Genomic DNA, 25,623 nt, shown 5'->3' on the forward strand with positions numbered 1-25,623 from the left:
TTCTTTTCCTAAGAACTGCCTGCGGTCAGTCTCTTTTTTGTTTATTAAAAACGGATAATGGTAATACTAACGGAGATAAAAAGGAAGCAACAGGTAATAAATGGATTTACAAATGGTTATTTTTTTATTAAACTTAAGGGATACATAATTTAATATTACATGCAGATAGGAATGTACAAACGTACAAACGTACAAACCTGCATACGTGCAACGAAGGCTGTCACCGAAAGGCCTAGATAGTTGCCAAGTTTTCTAATTATAACGTACAAACTGGAGGTACAAAAATGAGTAAAGAGACAATCCAAATCCCCCTCCTCCCTTTGCGTGGACTGTTGGTCTTTCCATCAATGGTTCTTCACTTGGATGTAGGCAGAGATAAATCCATTGCAGCACTTGAAAAAGCAATGATGGATGATCAAAAGATATTTCTGGCAGCACAGAAAAAAGTCAGTCTGGACGATCCTGAACCAAATGACATATACAATGTAGGAACATTGGCGACGGTAAAACAAATGCTTAAATTGCCAAATGGGACTATCCGGGTACTTGTCGAAGGGTTACAAAGAGGTGAGATTCAGCGCTATATCGATTCAGAAGATGAATTTATGATTGAAATTACAGTGCTTGCAGATGACCATGGCGAAAAGCATGAAGAAGAAGCTCTAGTGAGGTCCCTGCTCGAACAATTTAGACAATACATAAAATTATCCAGAAAAATAACCCAGGAAACATATGAAACGGTGGAGGATATAGATGAGCCGAGCAGATTGGCTGACATAATCGCTTCCCATCTGACACTTAAAGTAAAAGATAAGCAAGAAATATTGGAACTATCGAATGTTACAGAACGAATAAAACTCCTGCTCAAAATAATTTCAAATGAGAAAAAGGTTCTCGATTTGGAGAAGAAAATCGGCCAACGTGTGAAGACATCGATGGAGAAAACCCAAAAGGAGTATTACCTTCGTGAGCAGTTAAAAGCCATTCAAAAAGAACTAGGTGAAAGGGATGGCAAGTCAAGTGAAGTTGATGAACTGCGAGAGAAAATAGAAAAATCTGATATGCCGGAACATATTATGGAAGTGGCTCTAAAAGAGCTGGGCAGATATGAAAAAGTTCCGCAAACATCTGCGGAGAGTTCTGTCATCCGGAATTATCTGGATTGGCTGATAGTATTGCCATGGACGAAAAAGACGCAGGATACGATTGAGATCAAATATGCTGAAAAGATATTGAATGAAGATCATTATGGTCTGGAAAAAGTAAAAGAACGTATTTTAGAATACTTGGCCGTTCAAAAACTGACGAAGACGATTAAAGGGCCAATTTTATGCCTCGTTGGACCACCGGGTGTAGGGAAAACCTCACTTGCTAAATCAATATCGCGTTCAATCGACCGTAATTTTGTTCGTATTTCACTTGGTGGTGTCAGGGATGAAGCAGAAATCAGAGGACACCGAAGAACGTATATAGGTGCGATGCCAGGCAGAATTGTCCAAGGTATGAAAAAAGCAGGTACAATAAATCCAGTTTTCCTTCTTGATGAAATTGATAAAATGTCAAATGATTTTCGGGGAGACCCTTCTGCAGCAATGCTTGAAGTATTAGATCCAGAACAGAACAGTACATTCAGCGATCATTTTATCGAAGAAAACTATGACTTATCCAATGTGCTTTTTATTGCAACTGCAAATAATGTAAACAGTATCCCTGGACCGTTATTGGATCGCATGGAACTTATTTCGATTGCTGGCTATACCGAGGTGGAAAAGCTTCATATAGCAAAAAAGCATCTTTTCCCAAAACAGTTGAAAGAAAACGGACTGAAAAAAGGTAATATGCAGATTAGGGAAGGTGCCATCCTGAAACTGATCCGAACATATACTCGGGAAGCAGGGGTACGTGGTCTCGAAAGGCAATTAGCTAAATTATGCCGTAAAGTTGCTAAAATTATCATTTCAAAAGAAAAAGATAAAGTGATTGTAACGGAAAAGAGTCTGGAAGATCTACTTGGTAAGCCTGTATACAGTTATGGTCTTATGGAGCAGGAAAATCAGGTAGGAACTGCAACAGGTTTGGCTTACACCTCTGCGGGTGGAGATATCCTTTCAATCGAAGTCAGTCACTATCCGGGTAAAGGAAAACTGACGCTTACGGGGAAACTTGGCGATGTGATGCAGGAATCCGCTCAAGCTGCATTCAGTTACGTCCGTTCCCGTACGAAAGAGTTTAGCATTGAGCCTGATTTTCATGAGAAATACGATATTCATATTCATGTTCCTGCTGGTGCCACACCTAAAGATGGCCCATCAGCCGGTATTACAATTGCCACTGCACTAGTTTCTTCGTTAACTGGAAGAGCGATTAAGAAGGAAGTTGGAATGACAGGCGAGATTACACTTAGGGGACGCGTATTACCGATTGGCGGATTAAAAGAAAAATCATTAAGCGCACATCGAGCCGGCTTAACGACACTGATTGTCCCGGAAGAGAATGAAAAAGATATAGAAAATATACCAGAAAGTGTGCGAAATGAACTGACATTTATAACCGTAAATCATCTTGATCAAGTTCTCGAGCACGCATTAGTGGAGGAGTAAAATGAAAGTAACAAACGCCGAAATCGTTATCAGTGCCGTTAGTCAAAAACAATATCCGGGTGACATGTTGCCCGAGATTGCACTGGCAGGTCGTTCCAATGTTGGTAAATCATCCTTTATAAATAAACTGATCAACCGCAAAAACTTGGCACGTACATCATCAAAACCAGGGAAAACACAAACATTAAATTTTTACAAAATCAATGACGGTTTCTACTTCGTTGATGTTCCAGGGTATGGATATGCCAAAGTCTCAAAAAAGGAACGGGAAAAATGGGGAGTCATGATGGAGGAGTATTTCCAGACAAGGGAAACGTTAAAAGCTGTATTGCTTATTACGGACCTTCGTCACGAACCGACCAAGGATGATTTACAGATGTATCAATTCTTGAAGTACCAAGAACTTCCAATCGTTATTGTCGGTACAAAGTTAGATAAGATTCCTAAAAATAAAAGGTTCCAGCACATAAAGCGTACAAAGGAAACATTTCAGGTAGGTCCTGAAGACATTGTGATACCTTTCTCATCTGAAACGGGAGATGGTAAGGAGGAATCGTGGTCTGTGATCACTAAGTTCCTGAAAAGTTAAAAAGCTCTCCAGCTGGAGAGCTTTTCTATTATTTCTTTTTCAATAAGTAGATACCGATAACAATCATTGCGATTGGCCAAAATCTTTCCAGGAATTCAATAATATCGTATATCCAATTAAAGTAGCCTGGTAGATTGATAGAAAAAATCATTAGAATTGCCAATCCTATGAGCAAAAGACCTGGTAACAACCCTTTTTTTGTTTTAGCATAACGGACAATAAATGCAAGTCCAATAATCAATAAAAATACTGCCCAATGATCGATCCAGAATGTATAGTACTGTACACCATGCAAATGAATTCCCAAGCCGAGCACAATGGTACCGCCGAATAAGTTCTGGTAGTTTTTGGATGTGTAACTATGTATAAGAAGTGCAAGACCAATAATAATGAGTAGTGTTTGCCAGGAATAAAAATCGGTCAATATAGGTATTTTAAGTTCTCTCAAAAGAAAATAGATACCAATACCAATTAATAAATATGCTAGTAAAGAATTCTGCTTTTTCACGTGGGATATTCCCTCCGAATACATGTTGATTTCTTGATATGTCTAGTTGTTTATGATAAAGTACACACAGTTGATTATTATAATTCTATACTAACATATTGTTTCAGATTCTGTTCACAATTTGAGAAAAAGGCTCTAGTAATACATGTTATACTAAGAGATAAGCAATTAACGATAGAAATTATAATGAACATATATTCGTTGGGGGTAGAACAGTGCATATCTTAAAAGTTGGTTTCAATTATAAGACAGCCCCTGTAGAAGTAAGGGAGAAGCTCACATTTTCAGAGAACTCGCTTCATGAAGCGATGGCAGAACTAAAGAGACAGAAAAGCATTCTGGAAAATGTGATTGTTTCAACATGCAATCGTACAGAAGTCTATGCTGTGGTTGATCAATTGCACACCGGCCGTTATTATATTAAACAATTTTTGGCTGATTGGTTTAAAATTGACAAAGAAGAGTTTTCTTCTTATCTGCGCATTACCGAAGATGACGGTGCAATGGAACATCTTTTCAGAGTATCTACAGGACTTGATTCAATGGTTTTAGGGGAAACACAGATCCTTGGTCAGGTAAAACAGGCGTTCTTGACATCTCAGGAAATGAAGACGACCGGTACAATTTTTAATGAATTATTTAAACAGGCCATTACTTTTGGAAAGCGTGCCCACAAAGAAACAGCCATTGGTGAACATGCTGTTTCCATAAGCTATGCCGCGGTTGAATTAGCGAAGAAAATTTTTGGTGATTTGCAGAATAAGCACGTGGCTATTCTTGGAGCAGGGAAAATGGGCGAACTCGCTGCCAAAAATTTGCAGGGATCAGGTGCAACAGAAATTACTGTTATTAACCGTACGATGAAAAAAGCTAATGAATTGGCAGAGAAATTTGATGCCAACGCTGAAAGCATGGACAATTTAATGGATGTCATCCAAAAGGCAGATATACTGATTAGTTCTACCGGAGCCGATTCAGTTGTACTGACGAAGGAAATGCTTGAACCTGTCCAAAAAAAGCGTAAAGGAAAAGCACTATTTCTTGTCGACATTGCCGTTCCTAGAGATATCGACCCGGAAATCAGCAATTTGGATAATGTATTCCTATATGATATTGATAACTTAAAAAATATCGTTGACGATAATTTGGAGACAAGAAAAACAGCAGCACAACAAATTGAGTTGATGATGGAAGAAGAAATTGTATTATTTAAGGAATGGATGAAAACGTTAGGGGTAGTCCCCGTTATTTCGGCACTCCGCCAAAAAGCACTGAACATACAGGCTGAAACGATGAAAAGTATTGAAAGAAAGATGCCTGATATGACGGAGCGAGAGAAAAAAGTTATCAGCAAGCATACTAAAAGTATCATTAACCAGTTGTTGAAAGAGCCGGTTACACAGGCTAAGGAACTCGCTGGTAATGAAAAGGCAGATGAATCATTACAGCTTTTTATCGATATATTTGGCATTGAAGAAGAAGTAAAAGCCGAATTTGAAAAACAGGCGAAAAAAAATGAGACAATGAAGACTTTAGCAAAAAATGATAAATCATCCTTTCCATTGATTGAAAAATTTACGACTGTCTAATCAAGAAAGGATAATAGTATGATTGAAATGAAGTGGCTCTATGAAATCATTCTTATTATATATGGATTCAGTTTAGTCGGTTATTTTATAGATTTTATTCATAACAACCGGAAGGCAAACCGTATTGCTTTCTGGTTGCTTAGTATGGTTTGGATTATTCAAACCCTATTATTCTTTTATGAGGTAGTCGTGGAGAGAAGCTTTCCTGTTTCCACCATGGTGGATAGTCTACTAATGTACTCATGGGTTCTGATCACGTTTTCAATGGTCATCAATAGGCTTTTCCCTGTCCGCTTTATTGTGCTTTTTATAAATGTATTTGGGTTCTTTGTTTTATTATTTTATATTGCGGCAAGCGCAGCAAATCGATTTCCCGGTGAGGCAATCCAATTTGTGCATGAAATTCTGATAGCACATATTACGCTCGCAATCATATCCTATGGTTTTTTTACAATTGCATTTCTATTTTCCATCATGTATTTAATTCAATATCGTTTCTTAAAAAAGAAAAAAGGGTTAAAATGGATGTGGAAACTTGGAGATCTTGGAGTATTGGACAGTTATAGTTTTAAAGCTGTGTCCATAGGGGTACCATTGTTATTAATAGCAATCATATTCGGATTTGTATGGGCCTATGTGTCCACATCTGTTTTCTATTGGTTGGATTTAAAAACAATCGGTTCGATGGTTGTGTTAATCGTATACATTGGTTATTTGATTTTACGGATTATTACTGGGTACGAGGGCAAATCGCTAGCAACCTATAATATCGTTGCATTTTTACTTTTACTGATTAATTTCTTGTTATTCAGTTCATTATCGAATTTCCACTTTTAGGAGGACTAACTATGCGTAAGATTGTAGTAGGAACAAGACAAAGTAATTTGGCACTTACCCAGACGAAATGGGTCATCAATCAGTTGAAAGAAGCCGGTGTCAAAAATGAATTTGAAATAAAGAAAATTGTTACAAAAGGGGATCGTATCCTGGACGTTACGCTTTCAAAAGTAGGCGGTAAAGGTCTTTTTGTGAAAGAGATTGAGCAGGCCATGTATGATAAAGAAATTGATTTTGCAGTACATAGTATGAAGGATATGCCTTCAGCAATGCCTGAAGGACTTACGATTTCTTCCATTCCGGTAAGGGAAGATCATCGTGATGCATATATCGCAAAAAATAATGTGAAACTTAAAGATTTGCCGGAAGGATCGACGGTTGGTACAAGCAGCCTGCGCCGTGCAGCACAAATTCTTGCAGAACGACCGGATGTTCATATTAAATGGATTCGCGGGAATATTGAGACGCGTATTCGTAAGTTACAGGAAGAAGATTATGATGCAATTATACTTGCTGTTTCCGGACTTAAACGTGTCGGATTGAGCGAAGGATTGATTACCGAATATTTGGATCCTGAAATATGTGTACCCGCTGTCGGACAGGGTGCCTTGGCGATTGAGAGCCGTGAGGATGATGTGGAAGTTCATGAGATGCTGCAAAAGATCAATGACGATCATACAACGAAAACAGTGACTGCAGAAAGAACCTTCCTGCATTTGCTAGAGGGAGGATGCCAGGTTCCAATCGGCGGATATGCATATTTAGATGAAGATAATGTTGTTTTAACGGCATTGGTTGGTACACCTGATGGGAAAACAATCCTAAAAGAAGTTGTCCGTGGAACCGACCCGACCTCTGTTGGAAAAGAAGCAGCGAATGCTTTGATAAGACAAGGCGCCAAAGAAATTGTGGATCAGGTAAAAGAGGAGTTAGACAAGTAATGGAGCCTTCATTACATGAAAGTAAGATTCTTATAACAAGGGGAGCTAAGCAGGCGAAGGCCCTTTCGGATAAGGTAATTGCCCTTGGTGGTATCCCCATAGAGGTGCCTCTGCTCAGAATTTCATGTAAAGAGGAAGCAGAAAATTCACAGATACTTCACAATCTCCATAGGTACAAGTGGATTTTCTTTACAAGTTCAAACGGTGTGGATTGTTTCATCCAGCTTATGGAAAAATATCATTTAGAAAATCTGCAGGATATCAAATTTGCAGCTGTCGGTCATAAAACCGAACAGGCACTGAAGGATTATGGATATGTTCCATCGTTTATACCAAGCATCTATAATGCTGATGTGATGGCTGCGGAATTCCTCAAAGATTTCAAAGATGAAGGGCCCGTCTTGCTGATTCGCGGAAATCGTTCAAGAGATGTTCTCCCAACTGAATTTTCAAAGCATGAACTTTCGTTTGATGTATTAGAAGTATACGAAACAAGTTTTAATTATGATGCAAAAGATCAGCTTAATGAGCTGCTGAAAAAAAACGAGATTGATTTCATTACTTTTACAAGTCCTTCCACAGTGGAGGCCTTTGTTGAAATGGCTGAAGTCATACCGGAAAAGCATTATGTCTGTATTGGTACTACAACAGAACAGAGGGCTTTAGAATTCGGTTTCAAATCACTGATTACGCCCCAGGAATTTACGACAGACTCGATGCTACAAGCAATAAGTAATTACATAAATAGAAAGGAAGGATAGTGTGTCCCAGTTAAACACGTTTAAACGTCATCGTCGATTACGTTCATCTGCATTCATGCGTTCCTTGGTACGTGAAACCCATTTGCGAACGGAAGATTTTATTTTTCCAATGTTTGTCATTGAAGGGGAAAATGTAAAAAATGAAGTTCCATCCATGCCGGGAGTTTATCAACTTTCCCTTGATCTTTTACTCGACGAAGTTAGGGAAGTATATGAACTTGGAATAAAATCGGTTATTTTCTTTGGTGTCATCTCCGATAAAGATGAAATTGGTTCCGAAGCTTTTTCAGATAATGGGATAATCCAGGAAGCAACCCGCTTAGTGAAAAAAGAATTCCCTGATTTACTGGTAGTTGCGGATACTTGTCTTTGTGAGTACACATCACACGGCCACTGTGGCGTTATTCATAACCATGATGTGGATAATGATGAGTCGCTCGAACTACTTGCAAAAACAGCCGTTTCCCAAGCAGCGGCAGGAGCAGATATCATTGCACCGTCGAATATGATGGATGGCTTTGTGTCCGTGATTCGTGAGGCACTCGATGAAGCGGGTTATTCCAATATTCCAATCATGTCCTATGCTGTAAAATATGCATCTGCATTTTATGGTCCTTTTCGTGATGCGGCAGACAGTACACCACAGTTTGGTGACCGGAAAACTTATCAAATGGATCCAGCAAATCGTCTAGAAGCACTGAGAGAAGCGGAATCCGATGTTGCAGAAGGAGCAGACTTTCTCATTGTAAAACCAGCTCTGTCTTATCTTGATGTCCTTCGTGAAGTCAGGGACAATTTTAATCTTCCGGTTGTTGCATATAATGTAAGTGGCGAATATTCCATGGTGAAAGCTGCGGCACAAAATGGCTGGATTGATGAAAAAGCTTTGGTTCTAGAAAAACTTACATCGATGAAACGTGCAGGTGCGGATTTAATTATCTCTTACTTTGCTAAAGATGTTGCAAAATGGCTGAAAGAAAACGAATGAGGGGTGCTAGTATAGTGAGAAACTTTAATAATTCTATCGATGCCTATAAAGAGGCAGTTGATTTAATGCCAGGCGGGGTTAACTCACCTGTTCGGGCATTTAAATCTGTTGGAATGTCTCCAGTTTTTATGGAATCTGGGAAAGGATCTAAAATTTATGATATCGATGGAAACGAATATATTGACTATGTTTTGAGCTGGGGACCGTTAATTTTAGGCCATGCAGATGATCATGTAGTCGGAAAACTGAAAGAAGTTGTGGAAAAAGGGACGAGCTTCGGTGCGCCCACTCTATTGGAAAATAAACTTGCACAGCTAGTTATTGACAGAGTTCCTTCCATCGAAATGGTCAGAATGGTCAATTCGGGTACGGAAGCAACGATGAGTGCAATTCGATTGGCAAGGGGCTATACAGGGAAGGACCTTATTTTAAAATTCGAAGGAAGCTATCATGGGCATGGTGATTCGCTATTGATTAAGGCGGGTTCTGGTGTTGCTACGCTAGGACTGCCGGATAGCCCAGGAGTTCCCAAATCAATCGCAAGTAACACGATTACCGTACCATATAACGATATGGAAAGTGTAAAGGTGGCATTCGAGAACTTTGGTAATGATATTGCTGCCGTAATTATGGAGCCAGTCTGCGGGAATATGGGTGTTGTACCACCCAAAAATGGTTTTCTCAAAGAGTTAAGACAAATTACGGAAGAACATGGAACATTGCTTGTTTTCGATGAAGTAATGACAGGTTTTCGTGTAGGTTATCATTGTGCACAAGGCCATTACGATGTAACACCGGATTTAACTTGTTTAGGAAAAGTAATCGGTGGAGGGTTGCCAGTTGGGGCTTACGGTGGAAAACGCGAAATTATGGAGCAGATTGCACCATCAGGACCAATTTATCAAGCTGGAACGTTATCGGGAAATCCACTTGCAATGACTGCTGGCTATGAAACACTTTCTGCTTTGACGGAAGAATCTTACGTAGCAATTAGTGAAAAGGTTGACCACCTTGTAGATGGATTCAGAACGGCTGCAGCTGACTATCACATTCCTTTGCATATTAACCGTGCTGGATCGATGGTAGGGGTTTTCTTCACGGATGAAGAAGTAGTAGACTTTGAAAGCGCACAGACATCAAACCTTGATTATTTCGCACAGTATTACCGGATTATGATGCAAGAAGGTGTATTCTTGCCACCATCACAATTTGAAGGACTGTTCTTATCAACAGCCCATACCGACGAAGACATCGCAAAAACCATCCAGGCTATACGCACAGCATTCTCCAAAATCGAGATGGGATGATTTAAAGCGAAGCCGACTGTTCAGAAACGGATGCATAAGCAAGAGACCAAGTGCAGGTGAACTTTCCTGCACGAAGCGTGAACTGCTTATGACAGTAGTTTCTAGGAGGCGCAGCTGGCCGAATTAAAAGCGAAGCCGACTACTTAAAAACGAATACAGGAAAAAAGCTATTCTAACATTGATATGTCATTTGCTGACTTTCAGAGAAGGAATAGCTTTTTTCATGCATATACATAAGTTGCGATTCATATAGATTATAAAGACATATCGGCATATGGATATATGTTGAAAGGAGGAGGTTTTTTGACAGGCGATTCCAAGGCATTTACCTTTGAATTACAGGAGTCCTTATTTTTTGAAAGGGGACAGGAAGTTGCGGAAATGAGAGGAATAGCTTTAGAACCAGAAATATCGATTCAGTCATATGATGAGTATATTTCAATCAAAGGAATTATTGAATTGCGTGGGGAGTATGAAAAGGTTGTCACTGACTCTTCTGAAGGAAGCGAAGATGATGTACTTGATTTCGAGGATTTCCAGGCGAAACGTTACGTAGAAAAAGTTGTTGATGAGGATCGTGTGACTGTTTTCTCCCATCGGTTCCCAGTGGAAATTTCCGTACCTCCTTACCGGGTTTCTGATTTAAATGAGGTTACAGTGAATATTGAATCATTTGATTATGAATTACCCGAACCAAGTCAATTAAAGATGTATGCCTCCATTGAAATCCATGGAATTAATAGTGAGGCTGAAAAACCACGTGAAGACAAGGAAGAGGAAACAGAGGAAATACTGGATGAGTTTGTGGATGATGAAGAAGATGTTTTTGAATTTGAAATTAGGAAACCAATCGAAGAAGAAGCAGCTGATAATAAAGAAGAGTCCACCTTCATGGAAACGGAACCTTCTGATGAGGTAATTGAGCAGGAAACTATGGAAATCCCAACCGAGGAAGATAATCCGGATAGGTGGAAATATAAGTCTCAAACATTATCGGAGTTCTTTAATCAGTTGCCTGAGGAAAAGAGTGAAGATGTTACAGCAAGTGAAGATATTACTGTAGAAGTACAGGAAGAGACAATAGATACTGATTCGGAAACTGATTTGGAAGTTGCTATGACAGAGGATGATCAGAATGTCGAACAGCAAATTGTTGAGGACGCTACTTACTTGTCTGATATCTTCAGGAGCACGGAAGAAGAAAGCTTCACAAAGATGAGACTTTGTATTGTTCAGGGAGAAGATACCATTGAAAGTATTGCACAACGTTTCTCCATTAGCCCGCTTCAATTGATTAAACATAACGATTTAGACACTGATTTCGAAGTACATGAAGGCCAGCTGCTTTATATACCAGTAAGCGATTAAAAGGATCTGCCCCTTGTTTATTCATATTCAGGGGGTATATCATTTTAGCAGAAAGGAAAGTATAAAACTTTTCTATCTGCATAAGTGCAACTAAGGCTGTCACCGAAAGGCTTGGTGACAACCAAGTTTTCTAACAGGTGGTGAATGAAATGATGGATAGCATAAATGAAGTCATGCAAGCATATAAGGTCTACCCGATTGCAACAGAAAAGATAACCGACCGACTATACCTTGTTAAGGATGGTCAGCGTAAATATGCATTGAAAAGAAGTAGATTGAAAGAAGCAGATATTGCAGCGTGGCAGCGTATATATTATATTGCCAATCAAAAAAACCTTTCTGAAATAGTACCTATCTACTTAACGAAAGATGGAATAATGTATTATGAAAAGAATCAGTCTTACTTTTATTTAACACCTTGGATAGAAAAGCCAAGCCGTCATGATAGGAAAGATGCAATAGAAAATTCAATGTTTTCCCTTGCAAATTTACATGGAAAAACAAAAACATCCCAACGTATCTCCATAAACAGTGTGAAACAAAATTTTAATACATATCAAGCGTTCTGCAAACAAGTACCAGATGAATTGCATGCAGTGGTACTCCAATTTGAAAAAAACCGGTACATGTCACCTTTTGAACTGCTCGTTTGTACACAATACAGGGATCTCGAATACGCATCTAAAATGAATAATGATATAATCAATGAATTTCTTGATCAAAAAGATGAATATATAACTTGGAATAGTTGCCTGTGCCATGGCAATTTGAAACAAGAGCATATTTTAAACCGTCATATCCTAAACTGGGAAAAAGCTCGCTTCGATCAACCAGCAGTGGACCTCGCAAATTACATCAACAATATGACCGGTGATTACGATCAGTCTGTCGATATGATAACTGGTGCATTTAAAATTTATAAAGAAAAAAATGATTTGACAGGACTAGAGCTAAAACTACTGTCGATATATTTGCTTAATCCATCCCCCTATATAACTGTCATTCGCGAATACTTGAAAAAACCTTCAGATAGATCCATTGCTGATCAAATCAAAGATATACAACGTCATTACAGAAGAATTATTTTCGCAATAAAATGGAGGGAATTTATGAAGGAAGAATATGAAAGTATTTCTTTTGATGATTCTTCTTTCTAAATCCACTCCAAATAAAATGCAATAAACAATCCAATCAAAAAACCTAGTAATAACACATCTAATGTCGTAGGAATAAATAGTGTGCGTATTAATTGGAAAATCAATATTGGCAATGTCACTTTTTCGAGAACAAAAAGACAATGTCTTGCCCATGGCGGAAGTTTATATCGATAATAACGTGCCAATTCATTCACCACCTTTATTAAACTATATGCTCACCAGTACGATTTTTTACAAGTAAATACTTTCTTACTTGTCTACATAGAAACGAAAGTATTTGCCCAAAATCATGAAGAATGCCAAGTTTTCTAATATAATATGTATAAACCTACCTAAATTGTGCAATATCAATAATAATAGTTGACGATACTTGTTGTTATGGATAAAATAAAAGGCATACGAATCGAACATACATGTAAAAGCGATGAGAGGGAAGAGTACAGAATTAACGCCTAAAGAGAGGGAAATCATGAGCTGAGAATTTCCCAGGCAGGTTGTTTTGGAATGTCGCCCTTGATGCAGCTTCTTTGAAAACCAGTAGAAGAAGCCGGTAGTTGACCGTTATCAATCAATCGAGTGTACAGACTTGCTTTTTGTCTGTAAACAAAGGTGGTACCACGGAAGCTAACCCTTTTCGTCCTTTATTTCAGGATGAGAAGGTTTTTTTGATTTTAGCTGTTTTCCAAAGGTTACGAATTCGGTTACTCGTTTTTTGACATCATTGATATAAACTGCGACGAAACTTATATTTTTGTCAGATCAATTTTCTACGAGTAATGAAAGTAAGGTACTTAGGCAACCGCAGCCCGTACACACTTCGCTTTCCGTACGGGCTGCTAGTAAATGGTTTGCAAGTATCGAACTCGGACGGTAGTAAGAGCACGCGTCAATGGAAATGAGTCACGTCGTATTATATATCAACTGCGAGAAATAAGAAGCAACAAGAGTTATCAAAAGAGCTTGGATTTTAGTAAATAACAGGAGGTTTTAAAATGAGCGAAAATGAAAAAAACACGCTTCCATCAAAATACAATCCCGAGGAAGTTGAAAAAGGCCGCTATCAATTCTGGCTAGAGGGAAAATACTTTGAAGCAACAGGAGATTCGGATAAGGAGCCATACTCCATCGTTATTCCGCCACCAAACGTAACTGGAAAATTACACTTGGGCCATGCCTGGGATACAACGATGCAGGATACGATTTCCCGTATGAAGCGTATGCAGGGTTATGATGTGTTATGGCTTCCTGGAATGGACCATGCCGGAATAGCTACTCAGGCAAAAGTTGAAGCAAAACTTAAAGAACAGGGAACAAATCGTTATGAGCTGGGCCGTGAGAAATTTCTAGAAACTGCATGGGAATGGAAAGAGGAATATGCAGACTTTATTCGATCACAATGGGAAAAGGTAGGTCTCGGTCTTGACTATTCACGCGAACGATTTACTTTGGATGAAGGATTATCCGAGGCGGTAAAAGAAGTTTTTGTTCAGTTATATGAAAAAGGGCTCATTTACCGCGGGGAATATATTATTAACTGGGACCCTAAGACACAGACAGCTTTATCTGATATTGAAGTTATTTATGAAGAGGTACAAGGTAAATTTTACCACATGCGCTATCCGATTAAAGACAGTGCTGAGACAATTGAAATTGCAACAACCCGTCCCGAAACTATGCTTGGGGATACAGCGGTTGCCGTACATCCAAAAGATGAACGATACAAACATCTCATCGGTAAAACAGTTATCCTGCCAATCGTTGGCCGTGAAATCGAAATTGTCGCAGATGAGTATGTTGATATGGAACTTGGCTCAGGAGCAGTTAAAATAACACCTGCACATGATCCAAATGACTTCGAAGTTGGAAATCGCCATGATTTGGAAAGAGTCCTTGTGATGAATGAAGATGGATCAATGAACGAAAATGCTGGGAAGTATCAAGGTTTGGATAGATTTGAATGCCGCAAACAGATTGTCCAAGATCTTCAGGATATGGGTGTTCTGTTCGAGATTGAGGAAAGAGTTCATCAGGTTGGTCATTCCGAAAGAAGTGGAGCAGTTGTTGAACCATACCTTTCCACTCAATGGTTTGTAAAAATGGAACCATTGGCAGAAGCAGCACTTTCTATGCAGGATGGGGAAGACAAGGTCAATTTCGTCCCGGAACGCTTTGAAAAGACGTACTTTAACTGGATGGAAAACATTCGTGACTGGTGTATCTCCCGTCAATTATGGTGGGGACATCGCATTCCAGCCTGGTATCATAAGGAAACAAAGGAAGTATATGTTGGCAAAGAAGCTCCAGCAGATATCGAAAACTGGGAGCAGGATGAGGATGTATTGGATACGTGGTTCTCATCTGCATTATGGCCTTTCTCCACTATGGGATGGCCGGACGAGGAAGCTGAGGATTTGAAACGATACTTCCCTACAGATGTCCTTGTAACAGGGTATGATATCATTTTCTTCTGGGTAGCACGAATGATTTTCCAATCAAAGGAATTCACCGGAGAAAAACCATTTAAAGATGTGTTGATTCATGGGTTGATTCGAGACGCTGATGGACGCAAAATGAGTAAATCTCTTGGTAACGGTGTAGATCCAATGGATGTTATTGAGAAATACGGCGCAGATTCGTTACGCTATTTCCTACTAACTGGATCAACTCCTGGTCAGGACCTCCGTTTCAGCTGGGAGAAAGTCGAATCAACGTGGAACTTTGCCAATAAAGTTTGGAATGCATCACGCTTCTCGTTGATGAATATGGAAGGATTTACGTATGAAGCTATTGATTTAAGTGGGGACCTTTCCCTCGCCGATAAATGGATACTGACCCGTTTGAATGAAACGATTGAACATGTAACGAAAAATACGAATAAGTATGAATTTGGTGAAGCAGGTCGTCATCTTTATAACTTTATTTGGGATGAACTTTGTGACTGGTATATTGAGATGGCGAAACTTCCATTATATGGTGACGATGAAGCTAAAAAGAAAACAACCCAATCTGTACTTGCATATGTATTGGACCAAACAATGCGCATGCTTCATCCATATATGCCGTTTATTACAGAGGAAATCTGGCAGCAGCTTCCACATGAGGGACCTTCTATTACGGTAGCAAAATGGCCGGAAGTTCGAAATGAATTCCATGATGAAACTGCTTCAAATGAAATGAAACGACTCGTGTCAATTATTAAGTCGGTTCGTAATATTCGAGCAGAAGTGGACACACCAATGTCCAAACAAATTAAGATGATGATTCAAGCTGAAAATCAAGAAATTGTTGCAGAATTTGAGAGTAATCGCGAATATTTGGAACGCTTCTGTAATCCAAGTGAATTGACGATTGCCGAAAAGCTGGATATTCCTGATAAGGCGATGACATCTGTCGTAACTGGAGCGGAAATCTTCCTTCCACTTGAAGGACTGATCGATTTTGATAAAGAAATCGAACGTCTCGAGAAAGAATTGACAAAATGGACGAAGGAAGTGGAACGTGTTCAAAAGAAACTTTCCAATCAAGGGTTCGTCAGCAAAGCGCCACAGGCAGTTGTTGATGATGAAAAACAAAAGCAACAGGATTACCTCGATAAACAAGCAAAAGTAAAGATGCGCCTGGAGGAACTAAAAGGGTAAATGACAACAGCGGAAATCCGAATTGGATTTCCGCTGCTTTATGTAATGTTATTTTTAATAAACGAAATATACATTTCAAGAATATTGATATCACTTGCTGCACTTAACGTTCTGGAACCTACTACATCTTCAATTTCATTAAATAATAATTCTCCACTTTGTCCAATCAAAAAATCAATTCCAACCATTCCAAATTCAAAGTAATCAATAATCTTGTTGATCTGTTCTTTTTCCCGATCATTTAATTGGTATAGTCCTGCTGTTCCACCAAGTTTATAATTGGCTCTAAAGTCCGTGGAGCTTTGGCGGAGGATTGCAGCCACTATTTCTTTTCCTACAATAAAAACACGAAGATCTTTCCCGAGCTGGACGTCGGCTGATTGTATGACAACTTCTGTCTGAATCCTCATTTTGCAATTCATCCAATCCATCGGGGTTTCTATATAGTATACTTGTCTCCCACCTCTACCACTGACTTCCTTGACTATAAACGGGTAAGCTAAAGGTGGTGTATCCGGAATGTTTTCCCTCTTGCTGTAAAACGTATCCACCATCGGTAATCCAATCTGATTCATATGATGATGGGTAAGGGCTTTGTTATTAGCGATACTTGAAACCAATGAAGAGTTAAATACACGCATTCCCATTGTTTCCAAATGAAGATTCAAAAGCGGTTCAATCGTTCTTACAATTGCAAAATCAGGTAGTTTTACCGTTTCGTTATTAATTTTAATGCATTGGCTGTTATCCACAATTCCAATTGTCATTTCTTCGCGAAGGATTAATTTCAGTGCAAGCGATTGTTTGGTTGCCTCTTCTAAAAACCATTCAATATAAGAAGCATTTTGTTTGGTGTCTTCTTTACTGTAAATTAGCCATCCACTAATCATGATAGAATCTCCAAAATATAGTCCATAATATACTCGGCTGCATTAATACCAGTGCAATCGAGGAGATTTCTGATATGGGCATTCGAATTCACTTCACAAATTAACCGCGTATTATCAGGACCGAGCAATAAGTCCACCCCTCCAAAATCAGCGTTGATCGCCTTGACTGCCGCAATAGCTAAATCCGTTTCAGCTTTTGATGGGGTATAGGTTTCCATTGACCCGCCTGCCGTGACATTTGCCCGAAAGTCATCACTGTTTGTCCTTACCATAGCTGCAACGACTTTATTACCGACTACTTGAAGGCGTAAATCCTTGCCATAGCTTGAAGGAACAAATTCTTGGAAAAGATAGGGTTTTTCTTGGATATCCTGCATTTTCTCCATAATTTCTTCTTTACTTTGTAATAAATATACCTGTTCACCAAATGATCCATAGGCCTCTTTCATAATTAATGGCAATCCAAATTCTTTCATCACGCTATCCAGTAAGTCAGAATCAATCGTTCTACTGAAAAATATTTTTGGTGAGATAATTGTTTTTGGAATCGGTAATTTTTCAGCTGCCAAATACTGATAGGTGGCAATTTTATCATCGCTGATCTCGATAGCATTTGCGGAGTTAAAAACACGGATTCCCAATAGTTCAAGCTGTCTCGCCAAATAGATATCTTTATCAGCAAAAACTGCATAGTCTGGCAGTTCTTGTTCATCAAATGGTATAAGTGAAAGCTGATTCTCTGTAAGTAGACTAAGTAATTCATTGTTTTTATAAATTGTTGTTTCAACGTTTCTAGCTGTTGCTGCCTGCTGAACCATTTCTGCATAATCGAGAAATTTAGTCCCTGGCAGATTTCCATTATATATAATCCAACCTTTTATACTCATAGGATATATCCTTTCTGCTATAATTATTTTACTTAACTTTTGGAGGTGATGAGCAATGTTTACAACATTTCAGGAGGTTGAAGCTTTTTTTGACTCCAGAAAATCACTCGGTATTAAACCTGGATTGGATAGGATACATAAATTACTGCATCTTATCGATAACCCGCAAAGAAAGATTCAAGCTGTCCATGTCGCTGGTACAAATGGAAAAGGGTCAACCGTTCAATATATTAAAAATGCACTCCAGGCCAATGGTTATAAGGTTGGTGTTTTTACCTCTCCAAGTCTTACCGGGCTAACAGGGCATCTTTATCTCGGTGACAAAGAAATCAGTAAGGAAGCATTTTTAATATTATGTAATGAAATTTATCCAGCAGTTAAACAAATGGATGAACAGAATGTTGCTCCAACAGAATTTGAAATCATTACTGCCATCGGCTTTCTCTTTTTCTCGCGCTCCGGCGATATTGCTCTTATTGAAACAGGTATGGGCGGTAGGGAGGATACTACCAATTGCTTCCAGCCACTATTGTCCATTATAACAAATGTAGCAAAAGACCATACAGGATTTCTAGGAAATACGATAGCAGAAATAGCTTACCAGAAAGCCGGAATTATTAAAAGCGGCGCCCCTGTCATTCTGGGTGAGGTCGAAATGGATGCATTATCCATTATTGACAAAGAGGCAGCCAGTAGAAAGACTGCAATCTATCGGTATGGGATTGATTTCTCCTATAGGAAAGATGAAAAAGGGAAAATGATCTGGAAAAGCAATCAAAATAGAGCGGAAACCGTACTTCACATGTATGGTGCACATCAAATGCAAAATGCTTCCATTGCCTTTATGGCACTTGAAAAGTTGTCAGATGCTGGGTACACCTTATCCAGCGATATAGTGGAAGAAGCGATTGGAAATACGACCTTTGCTGGAAGGTTCGAAATAGTCAACAAGGAGCCTGTCATTATTTTAGATGGTGCCCATAATCCTGCCGGCATAGATGCTTTCATAAAAACAGCTGACGAAATCTATCCTGATGAAGAAAGGCATATTATGTTCGCAGCGTTTAAAGACAAAGATCTGGACAAGATGCTAGAACAGATTGGGAACCGTTTTATGACAATTACACTGACCAGCTTTGATCATCCTCGCGCAGCTCAAGCTGCAGAATTGGAAAGGTTACATACTGCAGAAAATAGAAAGGTCACCATTGATTGGAAAGATGCTGTTGATGAGATGCTGCAAACAAAATCAGGTATCTATTTTATAACAGGGTCACTAAATTTCATTTCACTCGTTCGAGCTTATATTTTAACGAAGTAGATTCGTGGAACAAGCAGAATTATGTAGAAATATTTTTTTCCTTTCTGTCATGATTCGTCTTACTTTTTATACTCTCTGTGCTAGAGTTTAATCATAATAATATGGGCAGAGGAGGCAAAAATGTGGGAAAAAATAAGGCAGTACTTATAGAAAAAAAAGGAAAACAATTGAAATATAGTTTAAATGATAGACCAGATAATGTTAATTCTAATGACGAATTCGCAGCTGCCCTCGACGACTCGGATGACTCCGATGACAGCATTCCTGTACTTACTGGGGTTAAACAATACAAAAAAGGATTTTATAAAAAACAACTTCACAAATCTTATCAATTGAGGCCTATTTTGTTTTCTATAGGTGCTGCAATCGTCATAGGTTCTTTACTAGGATTTGCGATGCTTCGAATTTTTGTTGGGGTGGAATCGGAAATTACTGGACATGCAGTTAATAGTTCTCCAGTAACGTCCGCAGTAACAGATTATAATGAGAATGCTGCTGTAAACTCGTTATTTGATTTTGAACCACTACAGGCGCATATTTTACAGGCGGGTATCTTTTCCGAAAAGGCAAATGCAGAAGAGTGGTCTGCAGATTATGCCGCAAAAGGGATCGAAACTTTTACGTGGGAAAGGGATCAACAGTTTTTTCTCATAGCTGGTGCCGCAACAACAATAGAGCAGGCTAAGTTTACAGCGGATGAATTGAAAATCGATGGCTCCATTGACATTTTTGTAAAAGAATGGAGTACATTAGGAGGAGAAGCAGGATTAACATCTGATGAAACGGAATGGCTGATTCAATTTCAAGACTTGTGGCATGATTCATTAAAGGAACTGAGTGAAAGTAACACATTTTCCCTGGAGAAGTGGCATGAATTAATCGATGCGAAGCCAGATAAAACAGAAAGCTTATTACCAATGATTGCATCGATAGGTGAGACAACAGGCGTTGGTGACTCCATCAAGCTTCTGCAATGGATGTACCTATATGAGCAGATAATGGAATAATAAGTTCGACCTGGCTGTCACCGTACGACTTGGTGACAGCCAAGTTTTTCTAATGAAACAGGCTAATTCTCATATTACCTGTTTTTTTATTTTGCGGTCAAAAAGTTGGTCTAAATTACTATTTTCCTCTAAGGGATTTTTAAATAATTGCTGCGAATAACCCCTTCATAATACAATTTTAGTTATTTGTTGAGCTGTTGATTTATGCGTATGATAGTGATATTAAAATGGAAAGGAGAATGACAATTGACTGTACCAACGATTACGATTAAGGATGTACCGAAGGAGGACCGTCCTCGAGAAAGGTTGATGAAGCTCGGGCCCGGTCATTTATCCAATCAGGAAATACTGGCAATTCTCATTGGCAGCGGGACGAAGGAAGAATCGGTAATGTCGGTTGCAAACCGTATATTAATGCATTTCGAAGGTTTAAAACTATTGAGAGAAGCTACCATCGAGGAGCTAATCTCGATAAAGGGAATAGGAACTGCAAAGGGATTAGTGATTTTATCTGCAATTGAACTTGGAAAACGGATGAATGAATATAAACCTAATGACAAATATGTAATCAGGTCTCCTGATGATGGTGCCGATTATATTATGGAAGAAATGAGAAATTTAACCCAGGAACACTTTGTAGTCCTGTTTTTAAACACGAAAAACCAGATTATACATCGGCAAACGATATTTATTGGTAGTCTCAACGCCTCTATTGTACACCCCAGGGAAGTCTACCGCGAAGCAATAAAGCGATCAGCTGCATCAATAATTGTTGCGCATAATCATCCCTCAGGAGATCCAGCCCCATCCCAGGAAGACATCCATGTAACCAGAAGATTGGTTGAATCAGGAAAGTTGATTGGAATTGAACTTTTGGACCATATAATAATCGGAGACAGGAAATTTGTTTCATTAAAAGAAAAAGGATACTTATAATACTATCTATTTTAGAAAATTTTTCGTATAATTATATGGAATGTAATGTAGCGCCATTTTTCTATTTACACGTGAAAGTGGCGCTTATTCTCATTCAGGTGGAATGGTTTACTTATTTAGGCGAAGATGTAATAATTAAAGCTTGTTTACGGCTTATATAATTTTGCTATAGAGTGAAACTACATATTTAATGGATATTGGGTAGGAAAGGGAGATATTATTGGGGATTTTTAATTTTTCACAGGATTTAGGGATAGATTTAGGAACTGCTAATACACTTGTCTTTGTAAAAGGGAAGGGGATTGTCGTACGTGAACCTTCCGTTGTAGCGAAGAATATCACAACTGGAGAGGTTGAAGCAGTTGGTAGTGCTGCCAGGAACATGATTGGACGAACACCCGGAAACATTTCAGTGATACGTCCCATGAAGGATGGTGTTATTGCTGATTATGAAACGACAGCTGTTATGATGAAATATTATATGAAAAAGGCGATGAAAAACCGTTCTATTTTCGCTAAAAAACCGAACGTCATGATTTGTGTGCCATCCGGGATAACAATGGTAGAAGAACGTGCAGTGATTGATGCTTCCAAGCAGGCTGGAGCCAAGGAGGCATACCCTATCGCTGAACCTTTTGCAGCCGCAATCGGGGCAGGATTGCCAGTGTGGGAGCCGACAGGAAGCATGATCGTTGATATTGGTGGGGGAACTACTGAAGTTGCGGTAATCTCATTGGGCGGAATTGTCACAAGTGAGTCCATCCGAGTTGCAGGTGATAATATGGATGAAGCTATTATTAACTATATCCGGAAAAACTACAGCCTGTTGATTGGCGAGAGGTCTGCAGAGTCCATTAAAATGGATATTGGTTCAGCAAGGGAGCAGAATTCGGACGAAGAAATGGATATTCGAGGAAGGGATCTTCTGACTGGTTTACCCAAAACAATTACAATAACAGCGAATGAAATTTCAAGTTCCCTTGACGATACAGTCGACTCTATTGTGAATGCAGTTAAAACCACACTAGAAAAAACGCCACCTGAATTGGCCGCAGATATTATGGATCGCGGTATCGTACTATCTGGTGGTGGGGCTTTGCTCAGAAACTTGGAACAAGTAATCAGTGATGAAACAAAAATCCCTGTATTTGTAGCGGAAAATCCTTTGGAGAGTGTTGCAATAGGAACAGGCAAATCATTGGAATATATCCAGCATTTTCGTTCTAGTCCTAATGTTTCATCTCGTCCTTTAAATTAAGTAGGTGTTTGTATGCAGTTTTTTCGTAATAAAAGACTTTTTATTCTACTAATCGGGTTTATCGTATTAGTAGCTTTAATAGGATATTCACTTGGAGAAAGAAATAATCTAACTACCGCTGAAAAATTCATCAACGATGCGGTAGGATGGTCACAAAATATAATCCATACACCTGTTGCATTTGTCACCGGTATCGCGACGAATGTCAGGGATTTTAAAAACACATATGAAGAAAATCAGCTTTTGAAAGAGCAACTTTCCCAATATAAAAGTCTGATATATGAAGTGCAGGAAATTGAAGATGAAAATGAAGAGCTTAGGGAATTATTAGGAATTACAGAAACAGTAAGAGATTATGTCCCCATACAAGCAACAGTCATTTCACGATCCCCAGAGCGCTGGGTGGAGCAAGTAACCATTAACAAAGGTGAACAGGATGGTGTCCGGTCCAATATGGTTGTAATTACAGCGGAAGGCATGGTCGGGAAAGTTCAAAGCACAGCGGAATTTACTTCCAATGTACAGCTGTTAACCGGGTTTGATCAGTTCAACCGAATTTCCGCAACCATTTCACGGGATGAAGAAGATGATATATTCGGTATGATTGAAGGATTCGACCAGGAAACAAATTCACTTCTTTTCAGGATAATTGAAGAATCCGATAACGATTTAGAAGAAGGGGAATTGGTTGTTTCTTCTGAACTTGGTGGGAAATTTCCAGCTGGGTTAATTATAGGTACTGTCAAAGAAGTAGTGTCTGATCAGTATGGTTTGACTCGGATCGCAATGGTTGAGCCTGCTGCTGATATATATGATATTCGTCACGTAATTGTAGTTGATCGTTCTCTTGATGAACCGGAAGAAGAGGGCAATGATGAGGAGGAAGATGAGTGATGAAACGTCTTTTATTTCCTCTCATTCTTTTTCTCTTGACGATTTTGGAAGGAGTCGCACTGGACTTATTGCCAACTGATCTTGTGATGGGCAATCTGCTTATCGTCCCACACTGGGTCTTTGCCTTTCTAATATATATGGTCATTTTCTATGATAAAGACAGTACGTACCATTCCGTTGTATATGCATTGATTTTCGGCCTGCTCATTGATGCGGTATATACTGGAATACTTGGTGTTTACATGTTCTCCTACGCCTTGGTGATTTATATTATCCATGGGTTAAAAAAAATCCTTCACGGGAATTTTTATGTGCTGATATTATTGGGAATCGTCGGTATTTTTTTAGCAGATCTACTTATATACGCGATTTATACTTCAGTAGGGTTGGTTGATATGGCATTGGAAAATTATTTTCTGCTGCGGATGTTACCTACTATATTGTCTAATCTTGTATTTTTGATCGTGATATATCCTTTTACCGCTAAGCGGCTTTCCAGATGGGGAAGGGAGCAACTAACGGGCAACAGTGCGCTTTGAGCATAGGGCTCAAAGTGCTATTACATAAACGAGTTTGGTTAATTAATGAGGTGAACTTGCAGTGCTGGACAAGAAACAGACAATTACCATAAAAGGAACAAGAGAAGGTCTTAGTTTATTTATAGAAGAATCGGCTTCCTACAATGATGCAATTAAAGAACTCAATGAAAAGATTCTAGCGAGCAAACCGAAAAACGATGAACCTGTCGTATCTGTAAGAGTCAAATTGGGCAACAGGTATTTGAACGAGGAACAGGAAAAAGAGTTAAGAAGAATTATAAGTGTGGAGAATCGGTTCCGTATAGAATCTATTGAATCAGAACTTATTAGAATAGAAGATGCTCTAAAATGGCAAGAAGATAGTGAGATTAAAGCAATCAATAGAATTGTAAGATCTGGACAGGTCCTCGACATAAAAGGAGATCTGCTCTTAATCGGAGATGTCAATCCAGGTGGCAAAGTAGTATCAACCGGTAATATATATGTAATGGGAAACTTATATGGCATAGCTCATGCCGGTTCAGAAGGTGATCGCGATGCCTTCATCGCAGCTTCTTATATGAAACCAACGCAACTTCGGATTGCGGATTATATAAGTCGTGCCCCAGATTATGAATCTGAGGGTGTATATATGGAATGTGGAATCATAGATGGGGAACAGGATAAGATCATTATCGATTCGTTAAAGGTTCTTTCACATAAACGTAAGGAAATAAGCGGATTTGAAAGGAGAATGAATAATGGGTGAAGCTATTGTTATTACTTCCGGAAAAGGTGGAGTAGGTAAAACGACAACCTCTGCAAATATTGGGACTGCTCTGGCTCTGATGGAGAAAAAAGTATGTTTAATAGATACCGATATTGGTTTAAGAAACCTCGATGTTGTCATGGGTCTGGAGAACAGAATTATCTATGATATTGTAGATGTCATTCAGGGACGCTGTAAACTTAAACAAGCACTCATTAAAGACAAGCGATTCGATTATCTGTCCTTGCTTCCTGCAGCACAAACAAGTGATAAAACTGCTGTCACAACTAATGGAATGAAAGAAATAGTTGCTGAGTTAAAACAGGAGTATGACTATATCATCATCGATTGCCCTGCCGGCATTGAACAGGGATTCCAGAATGCGATCGCAGGGGCTGATAGGGCAATTGTCGTAACCACTCCTGAGAAATCAAGTGTCCGGGATGCTGATCGTATCGTAGGACTGCTTGAAAAAGAGGATATGAAAGAATCTCCGAGATTAATTATAAATCGTATCCGTAGTCATATGATGAAGAGCGGAGATATGATTGATGTCGATGACATTGTTCAATTACTTTCCATTGACCTAATAGGAATTGTAATTGATGATGATGAAGTAATTAAAGCTTCCAATAAAGGGGAGCCGATTGCGTTAAGCCCAAACTCAAAAGCGTCTATTGCATACCGTAATATAGCCAGAAGAATATTAGGGGAAACGGTTCCTTTACAATCCCTCGAAGATGATAAAGGTGTGCTGCAACGAGTGAAAAAATTCCTTGGAATGCGTGTTTAAGTTGAAGAATGTCATTTTCCTATCACATAGGCAAAACATCAAGTATTCTTCTTTTTAGATGTAATGA

The 25,623-nt window shown here is 39.0% G+C and carries 23 protein-coding genes and 1 other annotated feature; of the genes, 19 read left to right on the forward strand and 4 right to left on the reverse strand.

What is annotated here, in order from left to right; all coding sequences use genetic code 11:
- The first annotated feature begins 284 nt into the window (after positions 1 to 284).
- Positions 285 to 2,600 carry an endopeptidase La gene (gene lon / locus MN204_RS10090; RefSeq protein WP_249870953.1) on the forward strand — a complete coding sequence of 772 codons (2,316 nt, stop codon included), beginning with the start codon at positions 285 to 287 and terminating at the stop codon, positions 2,598 to 2,600.
- Position 2,601: 1 nt separating this feature from the next.
- Entirely contained in the window at positions 2,602 to 3,189 is a 588-nt protein-coding gene (gene yihA, locus MN204_RS10095) for a ribosome biogenesis GTP-binding protein YihA/YsxC (RefSeq protein ID WP_249870954.1), read from the forward strand.
- 28 nt (positions 3,190 to 3,217) lie between these two features.
- Here the strand turns inward: yihA and MN204_RS10100 are convergent, their stop codons facing one another.
- A complete protein-coding gene (locus MN204_RS10100; RefSeq protein WP_249870955.1) occupies positions 3,218 to 3,697 on the reverse strand; it encodes a LiaI-LiaF-like domain-containing protein in 480 nt (159 codons plus the stop codon).
- Between the two features lie 215 nt (positions 3,698 to 3,912).
- Here MN204_RS10100 and hemA point away from each other — a divergent pair, with 215 nt between their 5' ends.
- The 8 genes from hemA (at position 3,913) to MN204_RS10140 (ending at position 12,645) form a co-directional block, all read left to right on the forward strand.
- Positions 3,913 to 5,286 (forward strand): glutamyl-tRNA reductase, encoded by a 1,374-nt coding sequence (gene hemA / locus MN204_RS10105; RefSeq protein ID WP_249870956.1) that lies wholly within the window; start codon positions 3,913 to 3,915, stop codon positions 5,284 to 5,286.
- A gap of 18 nt (positions 5,287 to 5,304) precedes the next feature.
- On the forward strand, positions 5,305 to 6,123 hold the full coding sequence (locus MN204_RS10110) for a cytochrome C assembly family protein (RefSeq protein ID WP_249870957.1): 819 nt from the start codon (positions 5,305 to 5,307) through the stop codon (positions 6,121 to 6,123).
- Positions 6,124 to 6,134: 11 nt separating this feature from the next.
- Positions 6,135 to 7,064 carry a hydroxymethylbilane synthase gene (gene hemC, locus MN204_RS10115; RefSeq protein ID WP_249870958.1) on the forward strand — a complete coding sequence of 310 codons (930 nt, stop codon included), beginning with the start codon at positions 6,135 to 6,137 and terminating at the stop codon, positions 7,062 to 7,064.
- On the forward strand, positions 7,064 to 7,825 hold the full coding sequence (locus MN204_RS10120) for a uroporphyrinogen-III synthase (RefSeq protein ID WP_249870959.1): 762 nt from the start codon (positions 7,064 to 7,066) through the stop codon (positions 7,823 to 7,825). The genes hemC and MN204_RS10120 overlap by 1 nt, the downstream gene beginning before the upstream one ends.
- Position 7,826: 1 nt before the next feature.
- Positions 7,827 to 8,813 (forward strand): porphobilinogen synthase, encoded by a 987-nt coding sequence (hemB, locus tag MN204_RS10125; protein WP_368858662.1) that lies wholly within the window; start codon positions 7,827 to 7,829, stop codon positions 8,811 to 8,813.
- A gap of 14 nt (positions 8,814 to 8,827) precedes the next feature.
- Positions 8,828 to 10,120, forward strand: coding sequence for a glutamate-1-semialdehyde 2,1-aminomutase (gene hemL, locus MN204_RS10130; protein WP_249870960.1), 1,293 nt, complete (start codon positions 8,828 to 8,830; stop codon positions 10,118 to 10,120).
- 303 nt (positions 10,121 to 10,423) lie between these two features.
- Positions 10,424 to 11,488 (forward strand): stage VI sporulation protein D, encoded by a 1,065-nt coding sequence (gene spoVID / locus MN204_RS10135; RefSeq protein ID WP_249870961.1) that lies wholly within the window; start codon positions 10,424 to 10,426, stop codon positions 11,486 to 11,488.
- A 149-nt stretch (positions 11,489 to 11,637) separates the two neighbouring features.
- Positions 11,638 to 12,645 carry a YutH/CotS family kinase-like spore coat protein gene (locus MN204_RS10140; protein WP_249870962.1) on the forward strand — a complete coding sequence of 336 codons (1,008 nt, stop codon included), beginning with the start codon at positions 11,638 to 11,640 and terminating at the stop codon, positions 12,643 to 12,645.
- Here MN204_RS10140 and MN204_RS10145 read toward each other — a convergent pair.
- Positions 12,642 to 12,830 carry a YszA family small membrane protein gene (locus MN204_RS10145; RefSeq protein WP_249870963.1) on the reverse strand — a complete coding sequence of 63 codons (189 nt, stop codon included), beginning with the start codon at positions 12,828 to 12,830 and terminating at the stop codon, positions 12,642 to 12,644. The two genes, MN204_RS10140 and MN204_RS10145, sit on opposite strands and share 4 nt — an antisense overlap.
- A gap of 230 nt (positions 12,831 to 13,060) precedes the next feature.
- Positions 13,061 to 13,290: a binding site (T-box leader), on the forward strand.
- Between the two features lie 347 nt (positions 13,291 to 13,637).
- Between MN204_RS10145 and MN204_RS10150 the strand changes: the two genes are divergently transcribed.
- The gene (locus tag MN204_RS10150; RefSeq protein ID WP_249870964.1) at positions 13,638 to 16,283 is read left to right on the forward strand and encodes a valine--tRNA ligase; all 2,646 of its coding nucleotides are present in this window, start codon (positions 13,638 to 13,640) and stop codon (positions 16,281 to 16,283) included.
- A gap of 38 nt (positions 16,284 to 16,321) precedes the next feature.
- On the opposite strand, the gene MN204_RS10155 is transcribed toward MN204_RS10150, so the two are convergent.
- Together MN204_RS10155 and MN204_RS10160 are read right to left on the reverse strand one after the other, a co-directional pair.
- Positions 16,322 to 17,173 (reverse strand): ATP-grasp domain-containing protein, encoded by an 852-nt coding sequence (locus MN204_RS10155; protein ID WP_249870965.1) that lies wholly within the window; start codon positions 17,171 to 17,173, stop codon positions 16,322 to 16,324.
- Positions 17,170 to 18,060 carry an ATP-grasp domain-containing protein gene (locus tag MN204_RS10160; RefSeq protein ID WP_249870966.1) on the reverse strand — a complete coding sequence of 297 codons (891 nt, stop codon included), beginning with the start codon at positions 18,058 to 18,060 and terminating at the stop codon, positions 17,170 to 17,172. Before MN204_RS10160 ends, MN204_RS10155 begins: the two co-directional genes overlap by 4 nt.
- Before the next feature lie 55 nt (positions 18,061 to 18,115).
- On the opposite strand from MN204_RS10160, the gene MN204_RS10165 reads away from it, so the two are divergent.
- From MN204_RS10165 to minD, 8 genes are all read left to right on the forward strand, one after another.
- A complete protein-coding gene (locus MN204_RS10165; RefSeq protein ID WP_249870967.1) occupies positions 18,116 to 19,381 on the forward strand; it encodes a bifunctional folylpolyglutamate synthase/dihydrofolate synthase in 1,266 nt (421 codons plus the stop codon).
- A gap of 122 nt (positions 19,382 to 19,503) precedes the next feature.
- Positions 19,504 to 20,388, forward strand: coding sequence for an SPOR domain-containing protein (locus MN204_RS10170; protein WP_249870968.1), 885 nt, complete (start codon positions 19,504 to 19,506; stop codon positions 20,386 to 20,388).
- A 246-nt stretch (positions 20,389 to 20,634) separates the two neighbouring features.
- On the forward strand, positions 20,635 to 21,324 hold the full coding sequence (gene radC / locus MN204_RS10175) for a RadC family protein (protein WP_306798663.1): 690 nt from the start codon (positions 20,635 to 20,637) through the stop codon (positions 21,322 to 21,324).
- A 220-nt stretch (positions 21,325 to 21,544) separates the two neighbouring features.
- A complete protein-coding gene (locus MN204_RS10180; protein ID WP_306798664.1) occupies positions 21,545 to 22,582 on the forward strand; it encodes a rod shape-determining protein in 1,038 nt (345 codons plus the stop codon).
- 12 nt (positions 22,583 to 22,594) lie between these two features.
- The gene (gene mreC, locus MN204_RS10185; protein WP_249870969.1) at positions 22,595 to 23,476 is read left to right on the forward strand and encodes a rod shape-determining protein MreC; all 882 of its coding nucleotides are present in this window, start codon (positions 22,595 to 22,597) and stop codon (positions 23,474 to 23,476) included.
- Positions 23,476 to 24,015, forward strand: coding sequence for a rod shape-determining protein MreD (gene mreD / locus MN204_RS10190; RefSeq protein ID WP_306798671.1), 540 nt, complete (start codon positions 23,476 to 23,478; stop codon positions 24,013 to 24,015). Before mreC ends, mreD begins: the two co-directional genes overlap by 1 nt.
- A 61-nt stretch (positions 24,016 to 24,076) precedes the next feature.
- On the forward strand, positions 24,077 to 24,763 hold the full coding sequence (gene minC / locus MN204_RS10195) for a septum site-determining protein MinC (RefSeq protein ID WP_249870971.1): 687 nt from the start codon (positions 24,077 to 24,079) through the stop codon (positions 24,761 to 24,763).
- Positions 24,756 to 25,556: a septum site-determining protein MinD gene (gene minD, locus MN204_RS10200; RefSeq protein WP_249870972.1), complete on the forward strand. Its 801-nt coding sequence runs from the start codon at positions 24,756 to 24,758 to the stop codon at positions 25,554 to 25,556. Before minC ends, minD begins: the two co-directional genes overlap by 8 nt.
- Positions 25,557 to 25,623 lie beyond the last annotated feature (67 nt).

The sequence above is a fragment of the Oceanobacillus saliphilus genome (assembly GCF_023522835.1).
Classification (GTDB): Bacteria; Bacillota; Bacilli; order Bacillales; family Amphibacillaceae; genus Oceanobacillus; species Oceanobacillus saliphilus.